The organism is Streptosporangium sp. NPDC049376, from assembly GCF_044466505.1.
Classification (GTDB): domain Bacteria; phylum Actinomycetota; class Actinomycetes; order Streptosporangiales; family Streptosporangiaceae; genus Streptosporangium.
This window is the reverse complement of the sequence record NZ_JBITMT010000002.1, coordinates 785153-810219: the sequence shown is the minus strand read 5'-3', so window position 1 is coordinate 810219 and position 25067 is coordinate 785153. Positions and strand designations below refer to the sequence as shown.

General features: G+C 72.8%; 16 protein-coding genes. 6 read left to right on the top strand and 10 right to left on the bottom strand.

Annotated elements, in window-relative coordinates; all coding sequences use genetic code 11:
* Window positions 1-139: 139 nt before the first annotated feature.
* Both ACIBVQ_RS09060 and ACIBVQ_RS09055 read right to left on the bottom strand, forming a co-directional pair.
* Complete coding sequence (locus ACIBVQ_RS09060) at window positions 140-1681, bottom strand: alpha/beta hydrolase (protein WP_362916247.1); 1542 nt, start codon at window positions 1679-1681, stop codon at window positions 140-142.
* A gap of 94 nt (window positions 1682-1775) precedes the next feature.
* Entirely contained in the window at window positions 1776-2252 is a 477-nt protein-coding gene (locus ACIBVQ_RS09055; RefSeq protein WP_352015515.1) for a hypothetical protein, read from the bottom strand.
* 65 nt (window positions 2253-2317) lie between these two features.
* Between ACIBVQ_RS09055 and ACIBVQ_RS09050 the strand changes: the two genes are divergently transcribed.
* Complete coding sequence (locus ACIBVQ_RS09050) at window positions 2318-3016, top strand: helix-turn-helix domain-containing protein (RefSeq protein ID WP_362773045.1); 699 nt, start codon at window positions 2318-2320, stop codon at window positions 3014-3016.
* On the opposite strand, the gene ACIBVQ_RS09045 is transcribed toward ACIBVQ_RS09050, so the two are convergent.
* The 7 genes from ACIBVQ_RS09045 to ACIBVQ_RS09015 form a co-directional block, all read right to left on the bottom strand.
* Window positions 2995-3648 (bottom strand): class I SAM-dependent methyltransferase, encoded by a 654-nt coding sequence (locus ACIBVQ_RS09045; RefSeq protein WP_399176567.1) that lies wholly within the window; start codon window positions 3646-3648, stop codon window positions 2995-2997. The two genes, ACIBVQ_RS09050 and ACIBVQ_RS09045, sit on opposite strands and share 22 nt — an antisense overlap.
* A 153-nt stretch (window positions 3649-3801) precedes the next feature.
* A complete protein-coding gene (locus ACIBVQ_RS09040) occupies window positions 3802-4149 on the bottom strand; it encodes a CU044_2847 family protein (protein WP_352015512.1) in 348 nt (115 codons plus the stop codon).
* Window positions 4146-5531 carry an ABC transporter substrate-binding protein gene (locus ACIBVQ_RS09035; RefSeq protein ID WP_362916243.1) on the bottom strand — a complete coding sequence of 462 codons (1386 nt, stop codon included), beginning with the start codon at window positions 5529-5531 and terminating at the stop codon, window positions 4146-4148. Before ACIBVQ_RS09035 ends, ACIBVQ_RS09040 begins: the two co-directional genes overlap by 4 nt.
* Window positions 5528-6682, bottom strand: coding sequence for a hypothetical protein (locus ACIBVQ_RS09030; RefSeq protein WP_399176565.1), 1155 nt, complete (start codon window positions 6680-6682; stop codon window positions 5528-5530). The genes ACIBVQ_RS09035 and ACIBVQ_RS09030 overlap by 4 nt, the downstream gene beginning before the upstream one ends.
* Window positions 6679-8163, bottom strand: coding sequence for a VWA domain-containing protein (locus ACIBVQ_RS09025; RefSeq protein WP_386193869.1), 1485 nt, complete (start codon window positions 8161-8163; stop codon window positions 6679-6681). Before ACIBVQ_RS09025 ends, ACIBVQ_RS09030 begins: the two co-directional genes overlap by 4 nt.
* A gap of 60 nt (window positions 8164-8223) precedes the next feature.
* A complete protein-coding gene (locus ACIBVQ_RS09020; RefSeq protein ID WP_399176563.1) occupies window positions 8224-10515 on the bottom strand; it encodes a tetratricopeptide repeat protein in 2292 nt (763 codons plus the stop codon).
* Window positions 10512-12188 carry a trypsin-like peptidase domain-containing protein gene (locus ACIBVQ_RS09015; RefSeq protein WP_399176561.1) on the bottom strand — a complete coding sequence of 559 codons (1677 nt, stop codon included), beginning with the start codon at window positions 12186-12188 and terminating at the stop codon, window positions 10512-10514. The genes ACIBVQ_RS09020 and ACIBVQ_RS09015 overlap by 4 nt, the downstream gene beginning before the upstream one ends.
* A gap of 537 nt (window positions 12189-12725) precedes the next feature.
* Between ACIBVQ_RS09015 and ACIBVQ_RS09010 the strand changes: the two genes are divergently transcribed.
* From ACIBVQ_RS09010 to ACIBVQ_RS08990, 5 genes are all read left to right on the top strand, one after another.
* A complete protein-coding gene (locus ACIBVQ_RS09010; RefSeq protein ID WP_352015506.1) occupies window positions 12726-13715 on the top strand; it encodes a class I SAM-dependent methyltransferase in 990 nt (329 codons plus the stop codon).
* The gene (locus ACIBVQ_RS09005; protein WP_399176559.1) at window positions 13712-15889 is read left to right on the top strand and encodes a glycosyltransferase; all 2178 of its coding nucleotides are present in this window, start codon (window positions 13712-13714) and stop codon (window positions 15887-15889) included. The genes ACIBVQ_RS09010 and ACIBVQ_RS09005 overlap by 4 nt, the downstream gene beginning before the upstream one ends.
* An 18-nt stretch (window positions 15890-15907) precedes the next feature.
* On the top strand, window positions 15908-17626 hold the full coding sequence (locus tag ACIBVQ_RS09000) for a glycosyltransferase (protein ID WP_399176557.1): 1719 nt from the start codon (window positions 15908-15910) through the stop codon (window positions 17624-17626).
* Between the two features lie 76 nt (window positions 17627-17702).
* Window positions 17703-21344 (top strand): CDP-glycerol glycerophosphotransferase family protein, encoded by a 3642-nt coding sequence (locus ACIBVQ_RS08995; protein WP_399176555.1) that lies wholly within the window; start codon window positions 17703-17705, stop codon window positions 21342-21344.
* A 64-nt stretch (window positions 21345-21408) separates the two neighbouring features.
* A complete protein-coding gene (locus ACIBVQ_RS08990; protein WP_362916227.1) occupies window positions 21409-21909 on the top strand; it encodes an NUDIX hydrolase in 501 nt (166 codons plus the stop codon).
* 96 nt (window positions 21910-22005) lie between these two features.
* On the opposite strand, the gene ACIBVQ_RS08985 is transcribed toward ACIBVQ_RS08990, so the two are convergent.
* The gene (locus ACIBVQ_RS08985; protein WP_399176553.1) at window positions 22006-24930 is read right to left on the bottom strand and encodes a M36 family metallopeptidase; all 2925 of its coding nucleotides are present in this window, start codon (window positions 24928-24930) and stop codon (window positions 22006-22008) included.
* Window positions 24931-25067: the final 137 nt, after the last annotated feature.

Sequence of the window (25067 nt, the reverse complement as noted above, 5' to 3'; positions counted from 1 at the left end):
CCCCGCCCCCCCCCCCCGGGGGGGGGGGTGTGGGCCGGGGGGGGGGGGGGCGCGCCCCCCCGCCCCCCCCCGGGGGGGGGGGGGGGGGGGGGGGGGGGGGGGGGGGGGGGGGCCCCCGGGCCCCCCCCCGAACCGGGGACTACAGGGGAGAGGTCCAGCCGGGCATGTGGGGAAGCGGGGAGACGAGCTTGCGGAGGTTGTCGGTCCCGGTGTTCGGCGGGACGGCCGGGCAGCGGGCTCCTCGGGCGGGGAGGGTCCGCGAGATCAGGTAGGAGTCGATGGCGCCCGTGGCGCACGGTCCACGGCCGTAGACGATGTGACCCCAGCCCTCGTAGGTGAGCAGGCGCCCGGAGCGGCCGAGCTGGCGGGTCGTGCTCACGGCCCACGGGTAGACGGTGGCCGGGTCGTGCAGCGAGTTGGCGACCAGAAGCGGCGTGTCCGTACGGACCCTCAGCTCGTGCTGCGGGTTGGGGATCGAACTCGGCTCTCCCAGGCACGTGAAGACCGGGAAGACCGCGAGGAAGCTGTAGCGCATGTCGGGCGCGATCCTGCCCAGCCTGCGCAGGTGCCTGTCGTACTCGCGGAAGTCGCGGACGGGCAGCCGGTAGTCCTCACAGAAGATCTGGAAGGGGTTGGGGCTGACGTCCTGGGCGCTCTTGGCGGCCAGGGGCGTGGGCAGCTGCCCGGCGGTGGCCTGGCCGGTGTCGAGGGCGGCCAGCAGTTCGGAGAACGGACGCCAGGTGTCGGCGCTGTAGAAGTAGTCCAGCGCGGTCCAGCTGAGGACGAAGGGCGTCAGCAGGGCGCCGGGCTGACCGGGGACACTGAGTTCGCCGCGGTCGGCCCGGGCCATCAGCCCCTTCCAGAGGGTTCTGACGTTCCCGTCGTGCTGGAGGCAGGCCTCGTCACGCTCGCACCAGGCCACGAACTCGTTGAAGGCGTCCTGCGCGCCCCAGGTCCCGGTGTCCATGAAGGTCCGGGTGTCGACGCTGTGGTCGATGACGCTGTCGAGCACGAAGGCCCGGACCCGCCGGGGGTAGCGCTCGGCGTACTGCTGGCCGAGGAGGGTGCCGTAGGAGATGCCCCAGAAGGACAGCTTCTCCTCGCCCAGCGCCGCGCGGAACGCGTCGAGGTCGGCCGCGGTGCTGAGCGAGTCGACGTGGTCGAACACCGGGCCGGTGCGGGCCCGGCAGTCGGCGCGCAGCCGCCTGCTGTAGGCCACGGCCCTGTCGAACTCGGCCTGGCTCTTCACGATCGGGTCGGGGGCCTGCTGCAGCAGCTCCGTCGAGCAGACCACCGGGTTGCTGCGGTTCGTGCCGCGCGGGTCGAGGCTGACGACGTCGAAGCGGCGCAGGGTCTCCGGGGTGAGGATCTGCGGGCTCGCGAGGACGAGGTCCACCCCCGACCCTCCGGGGCCGCCCGCGGCCACCACGAGCGTGCCGATCCTGGCGGCAGGGTCGGTGGCCTTGCGGCGGGCGACGCCCACGTTGAACGTCCCGCCCGCCGGACGCCTCCAGTCGACCGGTACGGCGAGCGTCCCGCACTCCGCGCCCGAATCCTCGGGGCAGGGGGCCCAGGAGATCGCGGCGCTGGGGGCAGGGGTCCGTGTGGTGTCCGCGGAAACCGGGGTGAAGGTGGATAAGGGGATCGTGAGCCCTAATAAGAGGGCAAATGCCTTACGCATGTCTTGATGATCGCCTATTTCCGGCGAGCGATCGCCAGACGGAGGTACGGACCGTTTCCTCCCTTCGGAGGATCAGTGGACCGGGTCCCCGGTGTCACATGTTCACGCGTGTCCTGAACCGCTCGTGTGCGCTCTGCTTGGAGATCCCCATCGCCTCTCCGACCTGCGCCCAGGACGCGCCGGACTCCCGGGCCCCGGCGACGGCCTGGTCGAGCAGGACGCGCTGCCAGCCCTCCACCTGGGACAGCAGCGTCAGGGCGGCCAGCGGGCGTTCCGCGGCGAGTCGCGCGATCCGCTCGTACAGGAGGTTCGACTTGACCACCAGTTCGCTGGGCGGGGCGGCGGCGATCAGCGGGGCGGCGTGCCTGCTCCACCACCGGTACTCCGTCTCCTTCGCCCCCTCCCGCGTGGGCGGGAACCGGCGCTGGTCGGCCCACCCGCACGAGCAGGCGGCCTGGTAACCGACGAACTCCTTGACGAAGGCGCTTGAGGAGGAGGCCGGTTCGCCGTTGGGCAGCACCGGGGCGGCGAAACCCTCGTGACCGGGGATGTCGGGGCTCATGAACGTCATGTTCGTCAGGATATCCTGACGAATCCCGGTCGGCGCAAGGAGTCGTACCGGGCAGAATCGAAGGGATGAACCCACAGGAGGGGCCGACGCCCCGGTTCTCCGTCGGCGAGGGGTACGCGGTGTACCAGGGCCCGACACCGGACGGCTCCTTCCACCGGCACGCCGCCTTCCAGATCGCCGTCGCGGTCCGGGGCGAGGTCTCCATCGTGGACGCCTCGGACATCCACCACCGGGCCGTGACGCTGGTCGTGCCGCCGATGGAACGGCACCGCATGCTCGCCGCGACGGATCTCGTCGTCTTCTACGTCGAGCCGCACTGCGTGTTCGCCGACCGGCTGCGTGAACGCCACGGGGACGGCGTGACCCCCGCTCCCGAACTGCGCGGCCTGCGGGCGGAGGACATCGGCAGGGCGGGCGCCCGCCCGTCGGGTGAACTCGACCCCCGGCTGGTCGAGGCGCTGGACACGCTGTGGGACGGAAACGTTCCCATGCCCGTGCTGGCCGCGACGGTTGGGCTCTCCCCCCAGCGGTTGCGCGCCCTGGCACGGCACCAGGTGGGCATGCCGCTGACCCGCTGGCGGGTGTGGGCTCGGTTGCGTCTGGCGGCTGAGGCGTTGCAGGCGGGACGCTCCCCGGCCGAGGCGGCGTTCGCGGCGGGCTTCGCCGACCAGGCGCACCTCACCCGCCGGATGCGCGAGATGACGGGCCTCACGCCCGTGGCCGTACTGTCGCTGCTGCGCGGTCAGCCCTTGCGCGCGACGTAGATCGAGATCGAGCCGGTGGCCGTGGAGACCACCTCGGCCTCGTGCACGTCGCGGAACCCGGCGGCCGACATGAGACCGGGAAGCGCGCCGTCGGCGTTGGGCTGGGTGTCCTGCCTGCCGTCGGCGAACTGGACGGTCAGGAACGCCAGCCGCATCAGCTTCGTTCGCTGCAGCCCGTAGTCGGCGATCACCAGCCTCCCGCCCGGCCGCAGCGCAGTGGCCATCGACGCGAGCACCGCCCGCTTCACCGGCACCGGGCACTGGTGGAGCACGAGGCTGGACACGACGGTGTCCACCGAGGCGGCCCCCAGCAGGCCGGCCAGTTCGTCGCCCATGCCGGTCTGCCAGCGCACCGTCACACCGGAGGCGGCGGCCTTGCGCCTGGCCGTCGCCAGCACGTCGGAGTCGGGGTCGAGGCCGATGATCCGCGCCCTCGGCTCGACGCGGGCCAGCGTCACCGCCAGCGAGCCGGTGCCGCATCCCACGTCGACGATCACATCGTCGGGGCGCGGCGCCACGTACATGGCGGCCAGCGCCCGCCACAGGCGTTCACGCGTCAGCGCGACCACATGGTCGTAGAGCCGGGTGGGGGCGAAACGGCCGAGGGCGGGGGTGAAGGTGTTCTCGCTCATGCCCGGCAGTCTCGTCCGCGCGCCGCGGTCCGGTCTTGAACGAACCGCTCGCGGATGTCCGCAGGGCCCGGGTGGTGGCGGTCGGCGCGCCACCGCCGGGGGACGGGCGCCCCGGGCGGCCGTGTGGCCGTCGCCCGGGACACCGGTGGGAGGTCAGGAGGGGTCGGAGAGGATTCTCAGGCGGGGTTCGCGCTGCCACTTGACCCGCACCTCGAAGTGGCCCTCCGCGCCGGTCTTGGCGATCACCGCCCCGGCCTCCGCGCTCAGCCTGACGCCGAACTGCAACTCGACCTCGTCCGGTGGTACGGCCATGGCCTGGAACTGCTTCAGGGCGCTGGAGGCCGCGTCGCGCACCCCGGCCAGGGCGCCCTCGAAGGAGACCTTCGCCTGGGCGAGGCCGCCGTCCCTGCGGGAGAGACGTTCGAAGCCGGGGGCCGGGTCGAGTTCGACGAGCACCGAGCCCTCCTCACCGTCGATGTCGAAACGCACCAGTTCTGTCATGGGGTGACTCCGTTCGGTTTCGCGGGCCGGATGGGCCGGCCGGGCCGGTTGAGGGGGCCGGGGCAGGAGAACGACAGCAGGTCCTTCCGCTCCTGCTCGTTCGGCCGCCACCTGTTCTTGACACGGTCCTGGACCCGGTCGAGTTCGGTGAGCAGGTCGGGCAGCCGTTCCGGGGCGCTCAGATACTCGATGACGGCGTCGCCGAAGGCGTCGCGCAGGGCGGGCGGCATCAGGTCGGAGGCGTCCAGGCACACCATGGCCGCCCCGTCGAGGGTGTCCGCGACCTTCCTGCCCACCGGATCCTTGACGGAATGGACGTCGGGGGGCACTCCCAGGTTCGCCGAGAAGGCGGCACCGGCCGGGATGGCGGGCCAGATCCGCTGGGCCTCGTCACCGGCGAGGAACCTCATCAGTTCCTTTGCCTGCGGGGTCGCGTTGAACATCCCGGCGAAGTCGGCGGAGACCACCACCGACCGGCGAACGGCGCCGCCTTTCCCGGAGGGAAGGGACGGGAAGGGGAAGAAGTCGACGTCGCCGCCCGGCGGGTAGGTGACGATGACGAAGGACGCCTGGTGTTCGAGGAGACAGCCGGGCGGGTCGCCGAACAGCCCGAGCCCGGCCTCGCTGAAGTCGGTCAGCAGCGCGACCCTGCGGCCCTGCCGGTCGAGGCCGGAGGCGTCCAGGATCCTCCCCCACGTCTCCCATGCCTGCCGTACCTCGTCGGAGGTCCACGCCAGCGTCCCCGAGGCCCACTCCCGGTACTTCTCGGGACCGACCTGGTGCAGCAGGATGTCCTCGATCCAGTCGGTCCCCGGCCAGCCCGCCGAACGCAGGGCCTGCATCCCCAGGCACCAGACGCTCCGTGCCCGGCCCCCGGTCCGCAGGGAGAGCGGGTCCCGCATCTCCTGGGGGGAGGGCCGCCAGCGCGACCGGTCGTACCAGACGAGGCTCTTGAGGTTGACCTTGAACGGCACGGCGTACACCTTCCGGTTCAGCCGCAGCAGCCACGGCCGCCCGTACTGGTCCTGCCGGGAGACCACCCCGTCCAAGGGGAGGAGGTCGCCGCTGTGGGCGTACTGCGCCAGGTCACCGGTGCTGGGCAGGATCGCGATGTCCGGGGGTGTCCCGCCCCGCAGGTCGGAGCGGAGCGTCTCGTCGATCGCGCGGGTCCCGGTGTACTCGACGTGGATGCCGGTTCTGTCCTCGAAGGCGGCAAGGACCTTCCCGAAGTGCTCGGCCTCGGTGCCGGTCCAGGTCGCGAGCACCGAGACGGTACGGCCTCCGGGCAGCGACGCGCACGCCGTGGCGCACACGGTGACGCCCAGCAGCGCCAGCCCGGCGACGATCCTCGTGGTGACCCTGTGGAGCGTTCTTCGTCTCATCGTGGCCGGTACCTGTACTCGTTGAGGCGTGGGTGGATGCCGCCCCAGATCAGCGCCCCGGCGGCGGCGGAGAGCAGCGGGATGAGGAAGACCAGGCCCGCGTACTCCGTGGCGTCCCGCATCCGGACGTTGACCTCTCTGATCTCGGCCGCCTCCCTCGGGACCGGTGGCGGGGGGACGTCGTGCCGTACACGCAGTTCCTTGGCGACCGTGGGGCCGCACGTGCCCGGCGTGCCGCAGACGGGGTCCAGCAGTCGCGCCAGCCGTTCGTCGCCGTAGTCGTGCTCCGCCTCGACCCCGGCCTTCCTGGCCTCGGCCACCCTCCGCGTCATCGTGCCCGCCTCGTCGAGATCGGCCCCGGAGAAGTAGGCCGGTGAGGTCGCCGCCGCCAGGACGAGCACGAGCGTGGTGGCCGTGAGCAGCCGGGGGTTCAGGTCCCGGCGGAAGCGCCGCCGCAGGAAGACCTGCGTCCCGCAGAGCAGGGCCAGCGTCGTCAGGAGGCAGAGGCCCCAGCAGACCGTGGCCGTCCGCATCGCCCAGGTGGACGGGAACTGCGCGCGCAGCCATGTCCACTGCCGTTCCTGGGCGTCGTCGAGCGTCTTGAGGATGCCCTGCCTGTCATGGTGCATGAGGCGGGAGGCGCCCCAGAGGTAGGTCGCGCCGACGGTGCCGTCCCCGCGCCGGTAGTGCTCCCCGGCCTGCTCGACGAGGGTGGTGTAGACGGCCAGCATCCCCTGGGCGAGTTGCAGGTCGTCGCTCCTGCCCGGTACGTCCTCGGCGACGTCGTCCCTGGCCGCCTGGGCGAGGTTGAGACCGGCGGTCTGGATCTGCTCGCGGTACTCCTGCTCGGCGGGCAGGGTGAGCGTGGCCCCTCCCGGCGATGGAACGCCCGACCCCGAAACGCCCGCCTCTGCGGTACTCGGCCCTGGGATGTCAGGTTCCGAGGTGCCGAGGAAGGTCTCGACGGCGGCCCGGTCGGCGGTGGCCAGCGCCTGCCGGACGCTCGATATCTCCAGGATCGCGGAGATCGCCCTTGAGTCGGCGGTCTGGTGCACGCCCTGGAACAGCCAGAAGGAGGTGACGAACAGCGCGGCGACGGCGACCGTCAGCACGGCCCGGAGGCGCCACAGGGTCCTGCGCGTGGTGCTCACCGGTCCTCCGGGGGCAGCTCGTCGGGAGCCTCCGACAAGTCCGATAAATCGGATAAATCCTGCAGGGGGAGGCCGCACTGTTCGCAGAACAGGGAGTCCGCCCGTGGCACACGTGAGCAGTTCGGGCACCGCCGCCGCGCGGCCACCAGCCGTTCCTCGGGCTCCTCACCGAGCCGCCGGGAACGGGCACCGGGGCTCAGCGTCGAGTGCCACGAGCTGAGCTGTGACCCCTTCATGTCCCTGGGGTCGATCCGCTCCCTCAGCCGCACCAGCCCCCGGGAGGCGTCCACGACGTGGACCAGGTGGGACAGCCACCGCAGGTTCCTGTCGTTGCCGAGTTCCGTCGCGAGCCGTACGGCCAGGCCCCACGCCCGCTCGGCCTCGGCCCCGTCGCCGGACTCGTAGGCCAGGCGGCCCGCGTCGATCGCCTCCCTGAGCGCCAGGTGCCGGGCGTGGTGGCCGACCTTCGGGTCGACCCGGGAGGACAGCGCGGGCTCGTCGGTCCAGTGCACGAGGATCGGCGTCCCCACGGCGGGCAGTTCGACCTCTCCGGAGGCCCCCTCGGCCGCCGCCAGGTCCACCCGGGCCAGCCGCAGGTCCTCGCCTCGGTCACGGCCGGCCGGATCGACGTCTATGCGGACGAAGTACTCCCTGCTCTCCTCACCCCACGGTCCCGTCCCGAACTCCACCGTCCCGTCGGTCCGTACGAGCCGCCCGGTGAGGTCGGCCTCGACGGGGAAGACCTGTTTGACGTAGCGGACCTCGGCGCCGGGCAGCAGCCTCAGCCTGACGCGCAGGTCGGGGACACCCCTGCGCATCGCGGAACGCGTCATCTCCCGGAAGTCGGCCACCAGGTCGGCGTCCTCGCGTACGGCGTCGGCCGTGCCGTTGAGCCCGGTGACGACGCGCAGCAACTCCTGTGACGCCCAGCCGTCCCCGATGCCGCGGGCGTCGCAGGAGAAGAGTCCTGCGCAGGCGTCGAGTTCCGCGTCGAGCCGTTCCCCCGGCTCGCTCTCGTTGCGGCCGTCGGTCAGCAGGATCGCGTGCCTGATCACGGCGGGCCGGGTGGCGAGGACGCGCCGGGCGAGCCGCAGCCAGGTGCTCATCGCCGTGCCACCGCGTTCGGTGAGCCGCCGCACCGCGGCCTTCGCCTCGGCTCTGACCTCCGGCGTCGCCACGGCCAGCCCGGGGGCGGGCGGGTAGACCATCGCGGCCTCGTGGTTGCCGGAGACGACGGCGAAGAACGCGCCGTCGCGCAGCGTGTCGATCGCCGCCGCGCTCGCCCGCCTGGCCGCGCCGATCTTCGTGCCCGGCCTGCCCATGGAGCCCGAGGTGTCCACGAGGATGACCTCGGCCACCGTGGGGGCGAGTCCGTCCAGGCCGTGCGCGCCGATCGTGAGCATGGCGTGCATCTCGCCGGCCGTGGCCCGCAGGTACTTGTTCTGACCCACTTCGAGGGTGAAGGCGGGGCGTGCGCTCATCCGTTCCTGTTCCTCCTCATCGCCGGATCGTCGCCGGATCGTCGCCGGGTCACCGCCCGGTCACCGCCGTGTTCTCGGGCGGACCGTGTTGGCGAGGTCGATCAGCGCGTTGTGCCGCCGGGCGTCGTCCGCCTGCTGGGCGAGCCTGCGCAGGGACTCCTCAAGGAGCGCGCGCTGGGCCGCCTCACCGACCGGGTCGGCCAGGACCGGGGGGCCGTACCCCCGGGGGACCCCGGTCCCGCCGCCGGTCGTGCTCCCGGGCCTGGCTCCGGTCGCGCCGGGTACGGCCCGCCGTCCCCCGCCCTCCAGCACCCACTCAAGCGCCGCCTCCTGCAGCGCGGCCCGCAACCGGGCGCGGGCGTCGCCGTCCCGGTCGCCGCCGTCCAGGTACAGGTCGGGCAGCCGGTCGATCACCTCGCCCAGGTCCGCGGCCGTCGGCAGGCGCGCGCCCGCGCCCGGCCCGCCGGGCAGCCGTCCCGCGTGGATCCGCACCGCGGCGATCCTGGCCGCGTCGAAGTGCCGCGAGACGCGGGGCACCTGGTCGAGGATCCGTACGGCCTCGCCCCTGGCGCCCTCGGCCAGGTGGATGCGGGCCAGCCCGAAGGCCGCGCTCACCTGGGAGCGGTCACGGTGCCACACCGCCCGGTAGTGCCGCGCGGCCCGGTCCGGCTCCCCCAGGTGCTCGGCGCAGAAGCCCAGGGCCAGCTTGGGCGCGTCCTCCCCGGGCAACGCCGTGTAGACGGCGTCGAACCGCTCCAGCGCCAGGTCGGCCCGCCCCTCGGCGAGGGCGAGGAGCCCGTGGTGCCAGGCCGTCCGCCAGTCGTACGGCGCGCCCTCGCCGAGGACCGTCCCGGCCCTCTCCAGGCACCGCCCGGCCTCGTCGATCTCGGCCAGTTCGAGGTGGGCCCGGCACATGAGCAGGTACGCCTCGGCCGACTCCCGCCGCAGGGCGCCGAGCGTGTCGACGAGCCGCCGGGGGTCGTCGACGCTCACGTTCGCCAGGTGACCCGCCTCGGGGTCGTCGGGGTTCACCTTGGGCGTGGGCAGCCGGACGGCGCCAACGGAGGGCGCGGGCCTGCCGGGGTCCAGCAACGCCGTACGGCCCGCGGGCCCGATCCAGTGGTCGAGCGGCGGCACCGCCCCGAGCCCGGCGTCGAGCAGCGCGGCGGTCGGGGTGAAGACCGTGGACGGCTCGGGACGGGGAAGACCGTCACGCAGGGAGAGGATCTCCCGCAGCACACCGCGCAGTTGCTCGGCCATCTCCGCCGCCGAGGAGAACCGCTGGGGGAACGGGGCGGTCGCGCGGCGCAGCAGCCGAAGGAACGACTCGGCGCCGGGGGCGTCCCCGGCCTGCCAGCCTCCGGGGAGCAGGGACTCCAGGGTGCGGCCGACCGTGTGGAGGTCGGACCGTACGGTCAGCCAGTGCTCGTCGATCTCCTCCTGGGAGACCTGGAAGTCACGGGTGTGAACGAGGGGGGAGGTCCGGTCGCCGATCCAGCGGGCCGCGCCGAGGTCGATCAGCTTGACCCGGTCTCCGGTGTGCAGGACGTTGTCGGGCTTCATGTCGCAGTACAGCAGGCCACGGCGCCCAGAGCCCGCGTCGGCGAAGCCGTGCAGGTACTCGAAGGCCGACAGGATGCCCAGACCGTAGGAGATCACCTGCTCGACGGGCAGGTCACCGGTGGCGGCGACCTCGTGCAGGGACCGCCCGTCCACGTACTCCATGACGATGTAGTCGGTCTCGGTTTTCGAGCGCGGGTCGGGGTGGGTGACGAAGTTGAGGATGCGGACGATGTTGGGGTGGTGCAGGACGGTGAGGATCTGCCGTTCCCGTACGGCCACCCGCCTGGCGTGTTCGTCGCCGTCGCCGATCAGCCCCTTGAGCGCGACGTGCAGCTCCAGCCCGGTGTCCCAGGCGAGGTAGACCCAGCCGAGACCGCCGTGGGCCAGGCAGCCGAGCACCCGGTAGCGGTCGACCATCTCACCGGGCAGCAGCTTCGGCCTGAAGGAGTACGGGGTACGGCAGAGCGAGCAGACCCCCTCGAAGAGCGGCGGCTGTCCGAGGTAGCCGCCTCCGACGACCCCCGCGCAGCCGGGACGCGCGCAGGGCCGTCCGTGCTCGGGCGGGCGGGGGGCGGGGTCGACACGGCTGAGCGGGTCGGTCGCGGGAAGCACGGGCAGCGGGACCGTACCGGAGGTGCCGTGGGACCTGGCCGGTTCCTCAGTGGCCCCAATGACGCCGGTGGCCCCGGTGGCCTCGGCGGACGGCGGGTCGTTCCTGTGCCCCCGGGCGTCGCAGTAGCCGGTCTCGTCGACGACCCCCGTGCAGCCGGGGCGCGCGCAGGGGGTCATCCGCCTCCGCCCGCCCTGCCGGTCGCGCGCAGGCGCCTGACGGCCTTCTCGTAGTGCCTGACCAGGGTGCCCGCCCGGTCGACGTCGCAGGGCCGCCGGTCCCACAGCAGTTCGTGGGCCTCGTCGTAGAGGCGGCCGAGCTCGATGTCCTCGGCCAGGCCCGCGCCCGCCGCCAGGGCCTTGCCGGTCTCCAACCGGCCGCGCAGCTCGTCCCTGCGGCCCAGGGCCTCCCGCAGGCTCCGGCCGTACTCCTCGATCCGCGCCGCCGCGCGGCCCTCGCGGCGCAGGAGTTCCTGGAGTTCGCGGGCGGTCCAGTGCTCCTCGGGCGCCGAGTCCGGATGCCGCAGCAGGCGGAGCCGGAACGCGGCGACGAGGTCGGGCGGGTCGGGCACGCCCGCGACACGCGGGGCGACCTCCCGCCAGTGCTCGACGGCGCGTCGCTCGGCGGCCCCGAGCTTGGCGACCAGGTCGGCCAGCTCGCCGAGAAGCCGCAGGACGTGCGCACGCTCGGCGCGGGCCGCCTCCGACTCAAGGGAGCGCGCCTGGTCGAGGGCCGGGGAGGCGTCACGCCCGAACACCAGCAGCAGCCGGGACCGCTGCTCGGCGAGCGGCCGCAGCAGGGTCTCCACGAGGGAGACCGGGTCGTCGGCCTCGTCGATGCCGTACACGACGATGGTCATGGACGGGACGCCGTCACGCACCCGCCCGGCCGCGGCGCCGGGCGGGCCGGGGATGCCGAGCCGGTCGAGGATGCGCAGGGAGATCGCCTCCACGGTCTTCCCCGAGGCGTCGACGGCAAGGTCGAGGCTGGCGGCGGGGGAGACGGTCCCCGGGGGCGCGGAGACCAGCACCCCGTCGGGCGGGCGGTGCTCCCGGTCGGAGGAGACGATGACGCTGCGCAGCGTCCGCGACTGTCCCGGGCCGCCGCCGGTGATCACGCGTACGGCGCTCGGCGCGCGCAGCCAGTCGGTCATCCGCTGGGCGAGCGCGACGTCGGGGACCAGGGGGTCGTAGTCGACGGCCGTCTCCGGATCGACCGCGCCCGGCCCGTGCACCCACCGTCTGGTCCGCGGCAGGTAACGCGCGACGGTCTCCACCGGGATCATGTAGGCGAGGTTCACCGGGCCGCCCCTGCGCCCGCCGACGACCACGCCCATCACGTGGTCGTTGAGCTCGTTGAGGACGGCCGCGCCGCTGAACCCCTGCCGGGGCTCGCCGGGACGCCAGTCGTTGAGCTGCACCCACTCGCCACGCGGGCCGCAACTGCCCGCCAGCCGCATGGAGGCCCACAGGCCGTCGGGGTGGTCGTGGGGGAAGCCGAGCGCGTGGACCTGGGTCCCCAGCGGGGTCGCCTGCCTGCGCAGGGAGGCGCCGCAGCCCTCCGGCTGGTCCTCGGCCAGCCGGAGCAGGGCGAGGTCGCCCTCGCCCGCCTTTCCCTCGGGAATCCAGTGGTCCGGCTCGACCCGGCCGGTGGTCGTCGCCCCGGGGCGGGTGGTGAACTCGACGACGACCTCGGTCTCCGGCGGGGCCTGCCCGTCACCGGCGACGTGGGCGCAGGTCAGCACGTGCCGGGTGCCGACGAGCATGCCGGCGCCCAGAATCCGGCCGGTTCCGGCGTCCCTGATGCGCGCGTGCCAGGGGAAGGGGACACCGGCGGTTTCGGTCGGGCGCACTCTGATCAACTCCAGGCGGCCGGTGGGGGTCGGCCCCCGTCTCTCGAATGGTGATCGGAAAGGCGGATCGACCGGGGGTCTCCGCCTCTGTCTCGCTTTGGGGCGACGGTAATGCACCGTGTGCAATTCGTAAAGGAATGCGGGTCAGGCTGCCGGGTGATTTCCCGCCGTTCTTATCGGCTGGCCGGATATGGCGATATGTGTGGTGCCGTACGAGGGGTCTGTCGTCCTTCTTGCGGTGGTTTGTCGGCCCGCATCCGACGGGGTGGGCGATGTTCTCCATGGTCCTGCGGATCGTGGGGTGTTTCACGCGGAAGGCGGTTCCCCGGATGCCGGGTGAAATTCTCCTGTCCCGTATTCGGGGCGCGCAAGCCCTTGGGACGGGGTCGGCAAAGGCCGGGCCAAGCACGGAACGCCGTCTTGAACAGGCCACTACGTTATTTTCACAACGTTGCCCGTTGAATGGCCGGTGGCGCTGGAATGCGATCCATGCGGGCAATTTCCCGAAAGGCCCAAGTACGTATGCCGTTGATAAGAATGCCCAGCCGTACAATCAGGGTCGCCGCCGGTGTGGTGATCGCGATCACGGCGCTGTCCTACAGCGCGGGAGACTTCGACCCCCGCCTGCCGGTCGCCCTTTCCGCCGGGTTCGCAGCCGGGACGGGCTGCCTGGCGTTCGCCGTCGGGCGCTCCCTGACGCGCGCGCTGCGGCGGGGTGAGGCCAAGGTCGGCCGGATGTGCGGGGAGCTGAACCGCGTCGGGCGCAGGGTCGGCTCCCTTGAGAAGAAGGGCGAGGCACGGCACGCCGAGTGCCTGCGCTCCCTCACCAGGACCGACCAGCTGGTCGAGGACGGCTTCGAGCGGGTCGGCGGGCAGCACCGCTCCCTGGAACGGGAGATCGGACGCTCGTACACGCAGTTCGAGGCCTTCGCCGACCTGCGGTCGCTCATCACCCCCCGCGCTCCGCTTCCCCCGCTCAGAGGCTGGGCCGCCTCCCCCGACGTGCTGCGGATGATGACCGGGTGGATCCTCAGGACCAGGCCGAAGACCATCGTCGAGTGCGGCAGCGGGTCGTCGAGCGTGTGGCTCGGCTACGTCGCCGAACGCACCGGGGCGAAGGTCGTCGCGCTCGAACACGAGCCGCGCTACGCAGAGGCCAGCCGCGACCTGGTCCGTGCCCACGGCCTCTCCGACGTCGTCGAGATCCGTGACGCGCCCCTGCTGCCCTGGCTGGAGGGGATGGAGACCTACCTGTGGTACGACCGGGAGGCGCTCGTCGGCGTCGAGGACGTCGGCCTCGTCTTCGTGGACGGGCCACCCGGCGCCACCGGGCCCGCCGCGCGCTACCCCGCGCTTCCGCTGCTGCTGCCCCGCTGCTCCGAGCAGGTCGCGTTCTTCCTCGACGACGCGGCCAGGGCGGACGACAAGGTGGTCAGCGACCGCTGGGTGCTGCGCTTCCCCGAGGTGACCCGCACCACGCACCCGGCGGAGAAGGGCCTGGACGTCTTCGTCAGGGGCGGCATGTGAACCGCGAGGTGCTCGGCTGCCACATCGGGTTCGAGGAGAGCCCCGCCGTACTGGCGAGACTGCGCGACGGGACGGACGCGACCTGGACGGACCTGGACGCCGTCCCCGCCGACCATGTGATCGCCGAGGAGAGCGAGAGGTTCCTGCTGCTCGCCAGGACCTCCGCCGACCTGCGCAGGGCCGTGCCGTACGGGGGGATGCTGCCGCGGGTGCGGACGCTGACGGTCATGGTCGCCGAGACGCCGCCGTGGCGGGTGGCTCCGGTGCCCGTCCCCGACGGGGCCGCGTTCTGGCGCGCGCTGCGCGAGGTCCACGTGAGCGGCGGACGGCCGCCCGCCTGGGCGTGGCGCGTCGAGGTGACCTTCGGCAGGGCCGTACCGGCGGGGGAGGTGCTGCGCGCCGTGACCAGGGGGCTGGGCGGCACGGCCCGCGAGAGGCTGCACGGCCCGGTGGTCGCCCTGGCGGGGACGGGGACGGCCCACTGGCGTCCCGGGGATCCCAACGTCACCCCCACGCCCCTGTCCGGCCCCGTCCCCGCCCGGCGGGACGCCTCGGGCGGAGACCTCTGCCTCCGCGCCGCCTCCTGCGGGACACCGGACTGGCTGGGGGAGGGGCCGGCCCCGATCGACCGGCGGGAACCCGCCCGCCGTGCCGCCTCCCGGCTCGTCCCCGCCCGCCCGGCGCTCCTCGCCCAGGCCAACCTCGTCCCCGGCCCCGTCGCGCCCGTCCCGGACCTGGGACCGGGCCTGGGTTCCGACCCTGGTCCTGACCCGGGCCTCGAACCGGGCCTCGACCCGGGCTTCGAGTCGGGCCTTGAGCCGGGCTTCGGGCCGGGCTTCGGGCCGGGCTTCGGGCCGGGCTTCGGGCCGGGCTTCGGGCCGGGCGTGAGAGGGCCGGGTCCCGCCACGGTCCTCGGCCCTCTCACGCCCGACCTGATCGCGCCGATCGACGAGCGCTCCGTCTGCCCCATCGGGTTCCTGCCCGCCGCGGACGGACCCGTGGCCGAACTGACCGCACGCTCGGGGGCCTACGAGATCGCCGCCGGGGACGTCGTGGTGCGCGTCCCGCCGTCCGGCGCCCTCACCGACACCGACGTCTCCCGGCTGCGCGGCCTCGCGGGCGTCACCGTCGACCTCACAGCGGATCCCACAGTGGATCCCACCGGGAGCCTCACCGGGAGTGCCGCCGAAGCCCTCGGCCTCGCCCGTACGGTCTGCGGGCTGGCCGCCGCGGGTGTCCCCGTCGTCGCCACCCCCACCGGGGCCTGGCGCGACCTGCTCGGCGCCGGACTGGCCGACCTGCTGGACGGCTTCAGCGTCTCCCGGCTGACCGACGCCCTGGACCGCGAGCAGTACAGCGTCAGGCTGCGGCGCCTCGCGCTCGACCTGCACGGCGTCGAGGGCAGGTGGCGCTCGCTCGCCGCCGCGCGAGGCCTGCGCGTCCCCGGGCCGGGGACGGTCTCCGTGCTGCTGTGCACCCGGCGCCCCGACATGGTGGGCTTCGCCCTGCGGCAGGCGGGCAGACAACGCGGCCCCGAGGTCGAGGTCGTCCTGACCCTGCACGGCTTCCGGGCCGACCACCCGGACGTCGCGGCGGCCGTCGCCGCCCACAAGGGGACGATCACCGTGATCGAGGCCGACGCGCACATGGTCTTCGGGGAGGCCCTCAACCAGGCCGCGGAGCGGGCCTCGGGCGCCTGGCTGACGAAGATGGACGACGACGACTGGTACGGCCCCGGCCACCTGTCGGACCTGCTGCTCGCCCAGCGGTACTCCGGCGCCGACCTGGTCGGGTCCGCGCCCGAGTTCGTCTACCTGGAACGGATCGGCGTCACCGTACGCCGTGACATGGCCACCGAGCTGTACACCGGCGTCGTGGCCGGCGGAACCATGCTGCTGTCCCGTGCGGCGTTCGACAACGCCGGAGGCTTCCGCCCGATCCCGCGCACGGTGGACGGCCAACTGCTGCAGTCGGTCACCGCGGCCGGAGGCAGGGTCTACCGCACCCACGGCCTCAACTACATCCTCCGGCGCCGGGAGGCCTCAGGCCACACCTGGCAGGAGCCGATCAACGCCTTCCTGCGGTCGTTCAGGCGGCAGTGGAGGGGATTCCACGCCAACCCCCTGATGGAAACGGAAGCGCTCTCCACGACCGGAGAGCGCGACAAGGCATAGATGAAGGGGCCCATGAACATGCACGACTCGCGCGCCCGTCCGGTGCGGGGGGCGCAGCCGCTGATCCGGCTCAACGACTTCGGCGTCGTGACACCCCCCGTGCTGGGAGCGTGGACGCCGAGCCGTACGGTCAGCGTCGTCGTCCCCGTCCACCGCAGCCGTACTCTGCCGCTGACCCTGGCCAGCCTGGCCGCGCAGAGCTATCCGAGCCACCTGATGGAGGTCGTCGTCGTGGACGACGGCGCCGAACCTCCGTTGCCGCTGCCCGAGATCGTCCCGGAACGCACCCGCCTCGTGCGCAGCCGTCCCGGCGGGTGGGGGCGCGCCTGGGCCTGCCAGAGCGGGGCCGACGTGGCCGAGGGCGAGGTCATCCACTGGCTCGACGCCGACATGGTCCTCTTCCGCGAACAGGTCGAGGCGCAGATGCGCTGGCACCACCTGGCCGACTACCTCACCGTGCTCGGCACGTTCAAGATGGTCGCGACCTGGGACCCGGGCCTCACCCCGGCCGAGGTGCACGCCGCGGTGAGCGCGGGCACCACGGAGAAACTCTTCGAGGACGCCTCCCCGGAGGACGCGGGGGGCACAGGGGGTGCGGAGAGCAACGTCACCGACACCTGGACCAGCGAGTACATCGAGCGGACCGCCGGGCTTCGGGAGGCGCGCTTCGAGGCCTTCAAGGTGCACGTCGGCGCCAGCGCGTCCCTGCCCGCCTCCCTGCTGCGCCGCGCCGGGGGGATGGACACCTCCCTGGTCCTGGCCGAGGACACCGAACTCGGCTACCGCCTCGCGCAGGCCGGCGCCGTCTTCGTCGCCGACCGGGAGTCCCACAGCCGCCACCTGGGCGCCTCCACGGTGATGCGCAGGGAGCAGGAGGTCAAACGGCACAACTGGGTCTTCCTCGCCAACCGGGTGCCGACCTTCAGGTGGCTGCGCAAACCCCCGGTCAGGCAGTGGGCGGTGCCGTACGTCGAGGTCGTGGTCGAGGTGGGGGACGCCTCCTACGAGCAGGTCCGCGCCACGGTCGACGGGTTCCTGCGCGGCTCGGTCGCCGACGTCAGGATCGCCGTCGCCGGGCCGTGGTCCGCCCTGCGGGACGGGCGCCGCGCGCCCCTGGACGACCCGACCGTCGACCTGCGGCTCGTCCACGAGCTCTACACGCACGAGAGGCGTGTCGAACTCGTGGAGAGCGTGGCGGAGAGCGCCTTCCCCGCCCCCTTCAGATTCGCCTGCCCCCCGGGCTGGGTGCCCGCGGCCGACTGCCTGACCCGTCTCGTACGGCTGGCCGACGACAACGGCTACGGGCTGGTCTCCCTGGCGCTGGCCGAACGGAGCGACACGGGAGCGGGCGGGGTGGTGGCCGCCAGGCTCGAAAGGACGGCCGCCTTCGGCCGCGCCGGACTGCTCGCCGAGCGGGGCGGCGGCCCCGAACTGGAGGACCTCGTCGAGGCCACCTTCGGCACGCAGTGGCTCGACGGGGAGACCTGGGGCCTGCTGCCGATGGAACGGGCCGAGGAGAAGAAGCCCGCCAAAGCCTCCGCCAAAGCCTCTGCCAAGTCCTCCGCCAAGGCGAAACGGCGCAAGCGGAAGAGGACCCGGCTGCGGGCCGTACTCGCCCGCACTCCCGCCCGGGGGCTGTACCGCTTCCTCAGCAGGGCCGCCAGGAAGGCGCTGACCGTCGCGGGCATCCGCCGTAGCAGGCACTCCCGCTCCCGTGGCGGGAGCCGTCCGGGATGAGAACCGGGCAGACGACATTCAACCGGGCAGGCCGGAATGCCGGATCCCGTCCACTCCAGCCATGGGAGTCCACACCATGCCAGCTCTGAGTGTGATCGTTCCGATCTACGACGTGGAGCCGTACCTCGCGGCCTGCCTGGAATCACTCGCCTGCCAGACCTGGCGGGACATCGAGGTCGTCATGGTCGACGACGGGTCCCCCGACGCGGGCGCGGAGATCGCCGCGCGGTTCGCCGAACGGGACGGGCGCTTCCTGCTGGTGCGTCAGGCGAACGCCGGGCTCGGCGCGGCGCGCAACGCGGGACTGCGGGCCGCCTCGGGGGAACTGTTCGCCTTCGTCGACAGCGACGACATGCTTCCGCCGTACGCGCTGGAGACCATGGCGGTCACCCTCGCCGAGAGCGGTTCCGACCTCGTCACGGGCAACGTGCACCGGTTCAACGGCAGGGGAGCCCGGCAGTCGAACATGCACCGCGACGCCTTCGCCGAACGTCTCGCCCGCACCCACGTCACCCGCGCGCAGGTCCTGCTGCGGGACCGCCTGGTCACCAACAAGCTGTGGCGGCGCTCGTTCTGGGAGAAGTACGGGCTGCGCTTCCCCGAGGGCGTGCTCTACGAGGACACCTCGGTCGCCCTGCCCGCCCACTTCCTCGCCGAGGCCGTGGACGTGCTCGCCCGCCCGATCTACCTGTGGCGGGAGCGGGACGGTGACTCCCTGTCCATCACCCAGGACCGCGCGCACGTCAGGGGCGTCGAGGACCGCTTCGCCTCGGTGCGCGCCGTACGGGACTTCCTGCTCACCACCGGGCGCGCCAGGCACGTGCCCGCCTGGGACCTGACCGTCCTCGACGGCGACCTGCCGGTCTTCCTGCCCGCGCTGGAACGGGGCGGGGAGGACTTCCGGCGGCGCTTCCTCGACCTGGCGCGCGAGTATCTCGACGACGCGGGGCCGAAGGTCTTCGCGCGGCTGCCCGCGCAGAAACGGGCCCGCTGGCGCCTCGTCCGCGAACGCCGCATGTCCGAACTGATCGAACTCCTCGAATGGGAGCGTACGGCCCCGCCGGACGCCAAGGCCGTCAGGCGCCGCGGCCGTCACCACCTCGCCGCCCCCGTGCCGCTTCCCTCCAGGGTGACCCGGCTGCGCGGCGAACTCGAACCCCGCCAGCGGATCGACGACGTCCGCTGGGAGGCCGGCAGGCTCCACGTGCACGGCCGGGTGACGCTGAGGTACCTCAGCCCGCGCGAACGCAGGCACCAGCACGTGTTCGCCTGGTTCGTCAGGCGGGACACGGGCCGTGGCGTCAGGGTCCCCGTCTCCGTCTTCCCCGCCGACTCGCTGGTCTCCCGCGAGGAACAGGACTGGTGCGGCTTCAGCCTCTCCGTCGACGCGGACGAACTGACCGCCGGGACGGACTGGCACGTCGACCTGTGGATCGTGCACCGCGGCATGCTCAGGCGGGACCGGCTGCGCAGGCACGGCCCGGTCGAGACGCCGACCGGCCACCACGAGCCACGCCCGGGGGTACGGCTGTGGCCCCACTGGACGGAGTCGGGGGAGTTCCGCGTCCGCGTCGAACGCGACCGGCTCGTGGTCACCGGATGCTCCTTCGACGACGACCGGCTGCTGCTGGCCGGCCACGTCGCCGACGACCCGGGCCCCAACCCCGTGCTGCTGGTCTCCCACGCCGGAGGCGGGGCCGTGCACCGCTTCCCCGTCGACGTCATGGGTGAACGCTTCCTGTCCATGGTCGAACTGGGCGAACTGCTGACCTCCCGGCTGCCCGCGCTGCCCGCCTCGAACCCGGAGGCCACGCTCCTCGACGTGCCGGCCGAGTGGCGGATCGAGGTCGAGGGGGCGGGCGCGGGCTCCGTCGCCGCCGACCCCGTGGCCGGGAGCCGCCACAGCCACGCGGGCCGCGACCTCACCGTGGGCCCCTCCCTCTCCGGGGCCCTCGTCCTGCGTGCGCACGCCCACGCCTACCACGTCCTGCGGGCCGAGTGGACGCGGGACGGCGACCTGGAACTGACCGGGACCGCCGCCGGGACGGAACCCGCCCACCTGGTCGTGACCTCACGCAGCCGCTTCGACGAACACACCTTCCCGCTGCGCGTGTCCTGCGGGCGCTTCACCGTCACGATCACCCCGGGCGAGGTCGCCACCCTCGCCGGACGGCTTCCCCTGCCCGCCGGGGCGTACGGCCTGGCCGTACGGGCGGGAGGACGTGAACGGCGGCTCCTGTCACGTCTCGGCGGGCCGGTCACCCACACCGGGGCGTGGCGCGAGGTGACCTTCGACACCGGTGGGGACGGCGTGCCCACCCTCACCGTGGGCGGCGACCTGCGCGGCGAGGGACAGGGCGTCAGGGACAGAAGGGTGCTGCGCGACCGGTTCCACGTCCGGCTGCGGGAGGAGGAGCCGCTGCGTGAGGCCGTCCTCTTCGACAGCCGCGCGGGCCGGGGCTTCTGCGGCGACCCCAGGGCGATCTACGAGGAACTGCGGCGCCGGGGGACCGCCCTTGAGTTCCTCTGGCACGTCAGGGACCGTCAGGTGACGCTGCCGGAGACGGTCACGCAGGTCGCGACCTCGTCCCGCGAGCACTTCGAGGCGCTGGCGACCTGCAGGTACGTCGTCACCGACGGCTCACTGCCCAGGTGGTTCCGGCGAAGACCGGGACAGGTGGTCGTGCAGACCTGGCCCGGGGCCACCCCCAAACGGGTCGGCTTCGGCATCGACAGGGGACCGCTGGCCGCGCCGATCCACATGGAACGGCTGACCAGGGAGGTCGGGCAGTGGACCCACCTGGTCACGCAGGGACCGTGGAGCACCCGGGTCCTGCGTGAGGCCTTCCGCTTCGAGGGGGAGGTGCTGGAGACCGGCAGTCCCCGCGACGACGCCCTGGCCCGCCCCGGCTCCGCTGTCCCCGGCTCCGTGGCGCTCGATCCCGGGGCACCCCTCGGCCTGGTGGCGCCTCCGGAACCCATGACACCTCCCGGCCCCGGGGCCTCCGGCTCCGCGGTCTCCGGGCTCGTGGCCTCCGGTGCCTGTGGTCCCACGGCCTCTGGCCCTGCCGCCCTTGGTGCCGCCGCGGCCGTCAGGGAACGGCTCGGCCTGCCCGAGGGCAAGAAGGTCGTGCTGTACGCGCCGACCTGGCGCGACGACAGGTACCACGGCAAGGGCCGTTCCCGTTTCGACCTGCGTCTCGACCTGTACCGTCTGTGGCGCGCCCTCGGCGACGACCACGTGGTCATGGTGCGCAGGCACCCCAACACCTTCGACCGGATTCCCCGGGCCGGGACGGGGTTCGTCCTGGACGTCACGGCCTATCCCGACATCCGGGACCTCTACCTGGTCGCCGACGTGCTCGTCACCGACTACTCCTCGGCGATGTTCGACTTCGCGATCACCGGACGGCCCATCCTGCTGTACACCTACGACTTCGAGCACTACCGGGACGAGGTACGCGGCTTCTCCTTCGACCTGGAGTCCCTGGCCCCCGGGCCGTTGCTGCGCACGACGCGGGAGGTGGCGGCGGCCGTACGCGACCTCGACGGGGTGCGGGCCGAGTACGGCGAGCGCTACCGCGCCTTCGTGACGGACCTCCGGCCCCCGGCCGACGGCGCGGCCGCCGCCAGACTCGTGGACAACCTCTTCGGCCACCGCCCGGAGATCGACATCCCCCGCCAAACCCGAAAGGCCATCCACGAACGCCCCTCATGACGGCTCGGAACGGGTGGGCTCCCGGCGATGTGAAGAGTCGGCAGGAGGAGGGAAAAATCACCCGATGACCGATCCCACAGTCCCGGCCGCGTCGTCCACCTGGGTCGAGCCGGAGATCTACTACGCCGGGCTCGCCACCGTGCACGTCGCCGCCGGTGCCCTCATCACCGACGAGAACGGGCATGTCCTGCTGGTCAAGCCCAACTACCAGCCCTACTGGCTGGTCCCCGGGGGGATGGCCGAGGAGGGCGAGGCCCCGGAGGACGCCTGTGTCCGCGAACTCGACGAGGAACTCGGGATCTCCATCCGGCTCGGCCGGCTCCTGACCGTGGACTGGGCGCCGCCGTACGGGTATCGCACGCGTCCCCTCGTCCACCTGTTGTTCGACGGCGGAACGCTGAGGGACACCCCCATCCGCCTGCAGACCGCCGAACTCGACGACCACGCCTTCGTGCCCGTGGACAGGGCCGTCACGATGCTGTCCTCCGCCACGGCGGCCCGGATCCCCGCGGCGCTCGCCGCCCGCGAGCGGCACACCACCGTCTACCGGCCAACCGGCGTCTGAACGGGCTGAAAGCCCCCGAGGTTCGAGGGCTTTCAGCGGCGCGTCGGAAGGTCAGGGGCCGGAGCCGCCCTTCCCGGCTCCGTCGGACAGGGCGGTCTAGCGGGAGAAGGCCTGGAACTCGGCGGCCCTGAGCTGGTCCCGCAGGGGGCTGGCGGTGGCGCAGTCGGTCGAGGAGTTGGGGTCGTTGTCCTGCTCACCGGCGTAGAGCGGGTTGCCGGTGCACTGGGACGAGACGGCCCGCAGGGTCAGGTGGGTCGCGGTGGTCGCGGGGATGCGGAAGGACTTGATGATCAGGTCCGAGGCGCGGGGGCGCGGCAGACGGGTCTGGAAGGCGTCGGCGGGGCTGGTGTAGACGACCGAGTACGACGCGGGGGAGGAGCAGTCCTTCCTGGTCGCGTCGCAGGCCAGCACCTCGAAGGCGCGCAGGGCGCTGAAGCGGTTCTGGCCGCCGGGGTCGGCGGGGTCGTTGACGTTGGGCCGCAGCAGGGAGCTGACCTGGACCCTGCGGATCGTGACCGGCGCGGTCCCGGCCAGGTCCACGGTCACCGACCTGCCCTTGACCGGCCCGGTGAGCGAGGCCCAGTCGGTCGCCTCGGTCTCGTCGATCAGCTTGGCCTGGTTCACGCCGTCGCCCGAGGCCGTCGCGCCCAGGGCGGCGGAGGCGTGGTTGCGCCCCAGGACCGACGGCACGGCCAGCGTCCTGCCGGGCCGTACGGTCAGCTTGAGGCGGGTGTGGCCGAAGCCCTCACCGACCACGAGGAAGCCGTAGGTGCCGGGGGTCAGCTCCGCGGTGTCGCCGAGGGGGGTCGCCGGGTCGGTGTCGGCCACCGGTACGGCGCGGCCCTCGTAGTCGCCGACGTACAGGCGCAGCTTGGCGTCCCCGGCGCCGACGAGCGGGCCGAGCCGTACCTTGCCGTTTTTGCCCTCGGGGTCGACGAAGCTGGGCGTCGGGTCGGGGTCGCCGGGGCCGTTGCTCGCCGCGCCCTTGCCGAGGCCGTGCTCGGCGAAGGCCCGCCACATGATGTCCTTGTCCCTGCCGCCGAAGCGGATGGCGTCGGCCGCCAGCAGCGCGTCACGGTGGTCGACGTAGCTGACCGACCCGGAGGCCATCAGCAGCAGCGCGTCGAAGGAGACCTGCGCCCAGCGCCGGTTGCCCGGGCAGTGGTTGACGGACAGGACGCCGTCGGCGCAGGCCCGCTGCTGGGCCGGGACGCCCTTGCCGTACTTGTCGACGAAGGCCTGGCGCACGTCGTACTGGGTGGCGGTCCAGATCTCACCGTCGGCGTGCACCTGCTGTCCGACCAGGTCGTAGGCGATGTCGCTGTAGTTGAGCGGTGACTTCGACATGTCGTAGTTGCGGATTCCGGCCTTCTTGTCGCCGGTGACGTAGCCACCCGTGACGTACGGCGTGTCGCCCGCGGGGCGGAAGCCGTTCTCGAAGAGGTACTCCATGGCGAACAGGTCGGAGGTGCTCTCGTTCATGGCACCCGCCTGGGCGCCGCTCCACCCGGCGTCAGGGCCGCCGACCATGCGGCCGGAGATGGCGTGGGTGTACTCGTGCCCGATCACCGACATGTCGTAGTCGCCGTCCACGCACGGCGCGTAGAACGAACCCGCGATGGGCTGCCAGAGGTACATGTTGGTGATCGGCGCGAGCCCGTCGGGGCCGGTGATCTGGTTGGCGTTGTCGCGGACGGTGAGATCCCTGGCGCCCGCCTGGGCGTTGCCCTGCTCGGGGTCGCCGCCGAGGCCGCCGCGGTCGCCGTTGTCGCTCTGCATGTTCCACGCGGTCTCGGTGAAACCGAGCTTGTAGGACCAGTCGTGCATCCGGTTGTGCATGACGTGCAGGTTCGCGATGGCCGCTTCGAGGTCGGCCTCGCCGGGCCGGTCGAAGGTCGCCGGGTCGCACTTGGCCTTGTACCACGCGTTGGTCCACGGGTAGGCGTACTCGCGGGAGGGCGTGGCCACGTTGCTGCGGGTGCCGACGGTGTAGGGATCGTTGCTGGCGCGGTTCTCGAAGGTCTTGGCGGAGTTGCCGACGCTGGTGCCGCTCGGCGTGCCCGTGGCGTGGTCCACGTCCCAGGCCTTGCCGGTCGCGGCGTCGCCGACGGGCGCCAGGTCACAGCCGCGTCCCGGCCTGAGACACCAGGTCACCCGGTTGTCGGTCGAGGAGTAGTCGGCCGGAGGGTTGGCGGTGAAGCCCTTCCAGCGCGGGTTGTCCGGCTGGAAGGCGTGGTCGACCAGGTTCTCGCGGGTGAGGATCTCGCCGCTGACCGCGTCCACGTGGGTGGTGTAGGCGGCGGCCTCACCCTGGCCGCCACCGATGAGGGTGACCTGGAAGGCGCTGTGCGTGCCGTCGGGGGCGGGCACCGCGACGAGGGTGACCTTCTTCACGCTCGCGGTGGCCAGGTCGATCGCGCCGTCGGCGGCGGCGACCTCAAGCGCCCGCTGCTCGGTGATCCTCGCGGCGGGCGGCGCCGCGCTCGAACGGGCCAGGGTCGAGGTGACGTGCAGGACCTTGCCGCCCACCACGCCGATCGCGACCTGCCCGTCCACACCGGCGGGCAGGTCACCGAACCGCTGCCGGAGCAGTACGGCGTGGCCGTCCCCGATGGGGTTGACCGCGACCTTCTCCAGGGCGTCCACCTCCTCGGCGGACAGGCCGAAGAGCGGTTCGTTGGCCTTGAGGTAGGCGCGGGCGGCCTGCTCGGGGTCGGCGCCGAGACCCTCGGCGAGCGGTACGACCCCCGCGGCCGTGTCCAGCGCGCCGGTGACGACGGCCGGGGTGCCCAGGGAGTTCCAGCGGATCGTCGCCCCTGCGGCCTTGGCCAGCGAGGCGGGCGGGGCCACGGTGCCCCTGCGGTTGTCCAGGTCGGGCTTCTCGTGCTCCTCGGCCTGGAAGTCATGCGTTCCCTGGGCCTGCCCGCCGGGCTTTTCCTGGGCGAGTCCCGGGAGGGGAAGTGCGAGCGCCGCTGTCGCGGCGGCTATGACGGTGATGCGTAACCAGGGTTTGGTCGACACCGATCCTCCTGCGCAGAGTTGGCCGTCGTTGGCCATGCGGCACGTGGGTCACGTGCGTTGCGCAAGAGGTAACACCCCCCGAAGTGACCTGACAAGATCTTGTAAAGGGGGATATGTCCGTGTAAAAGCACGTCCCA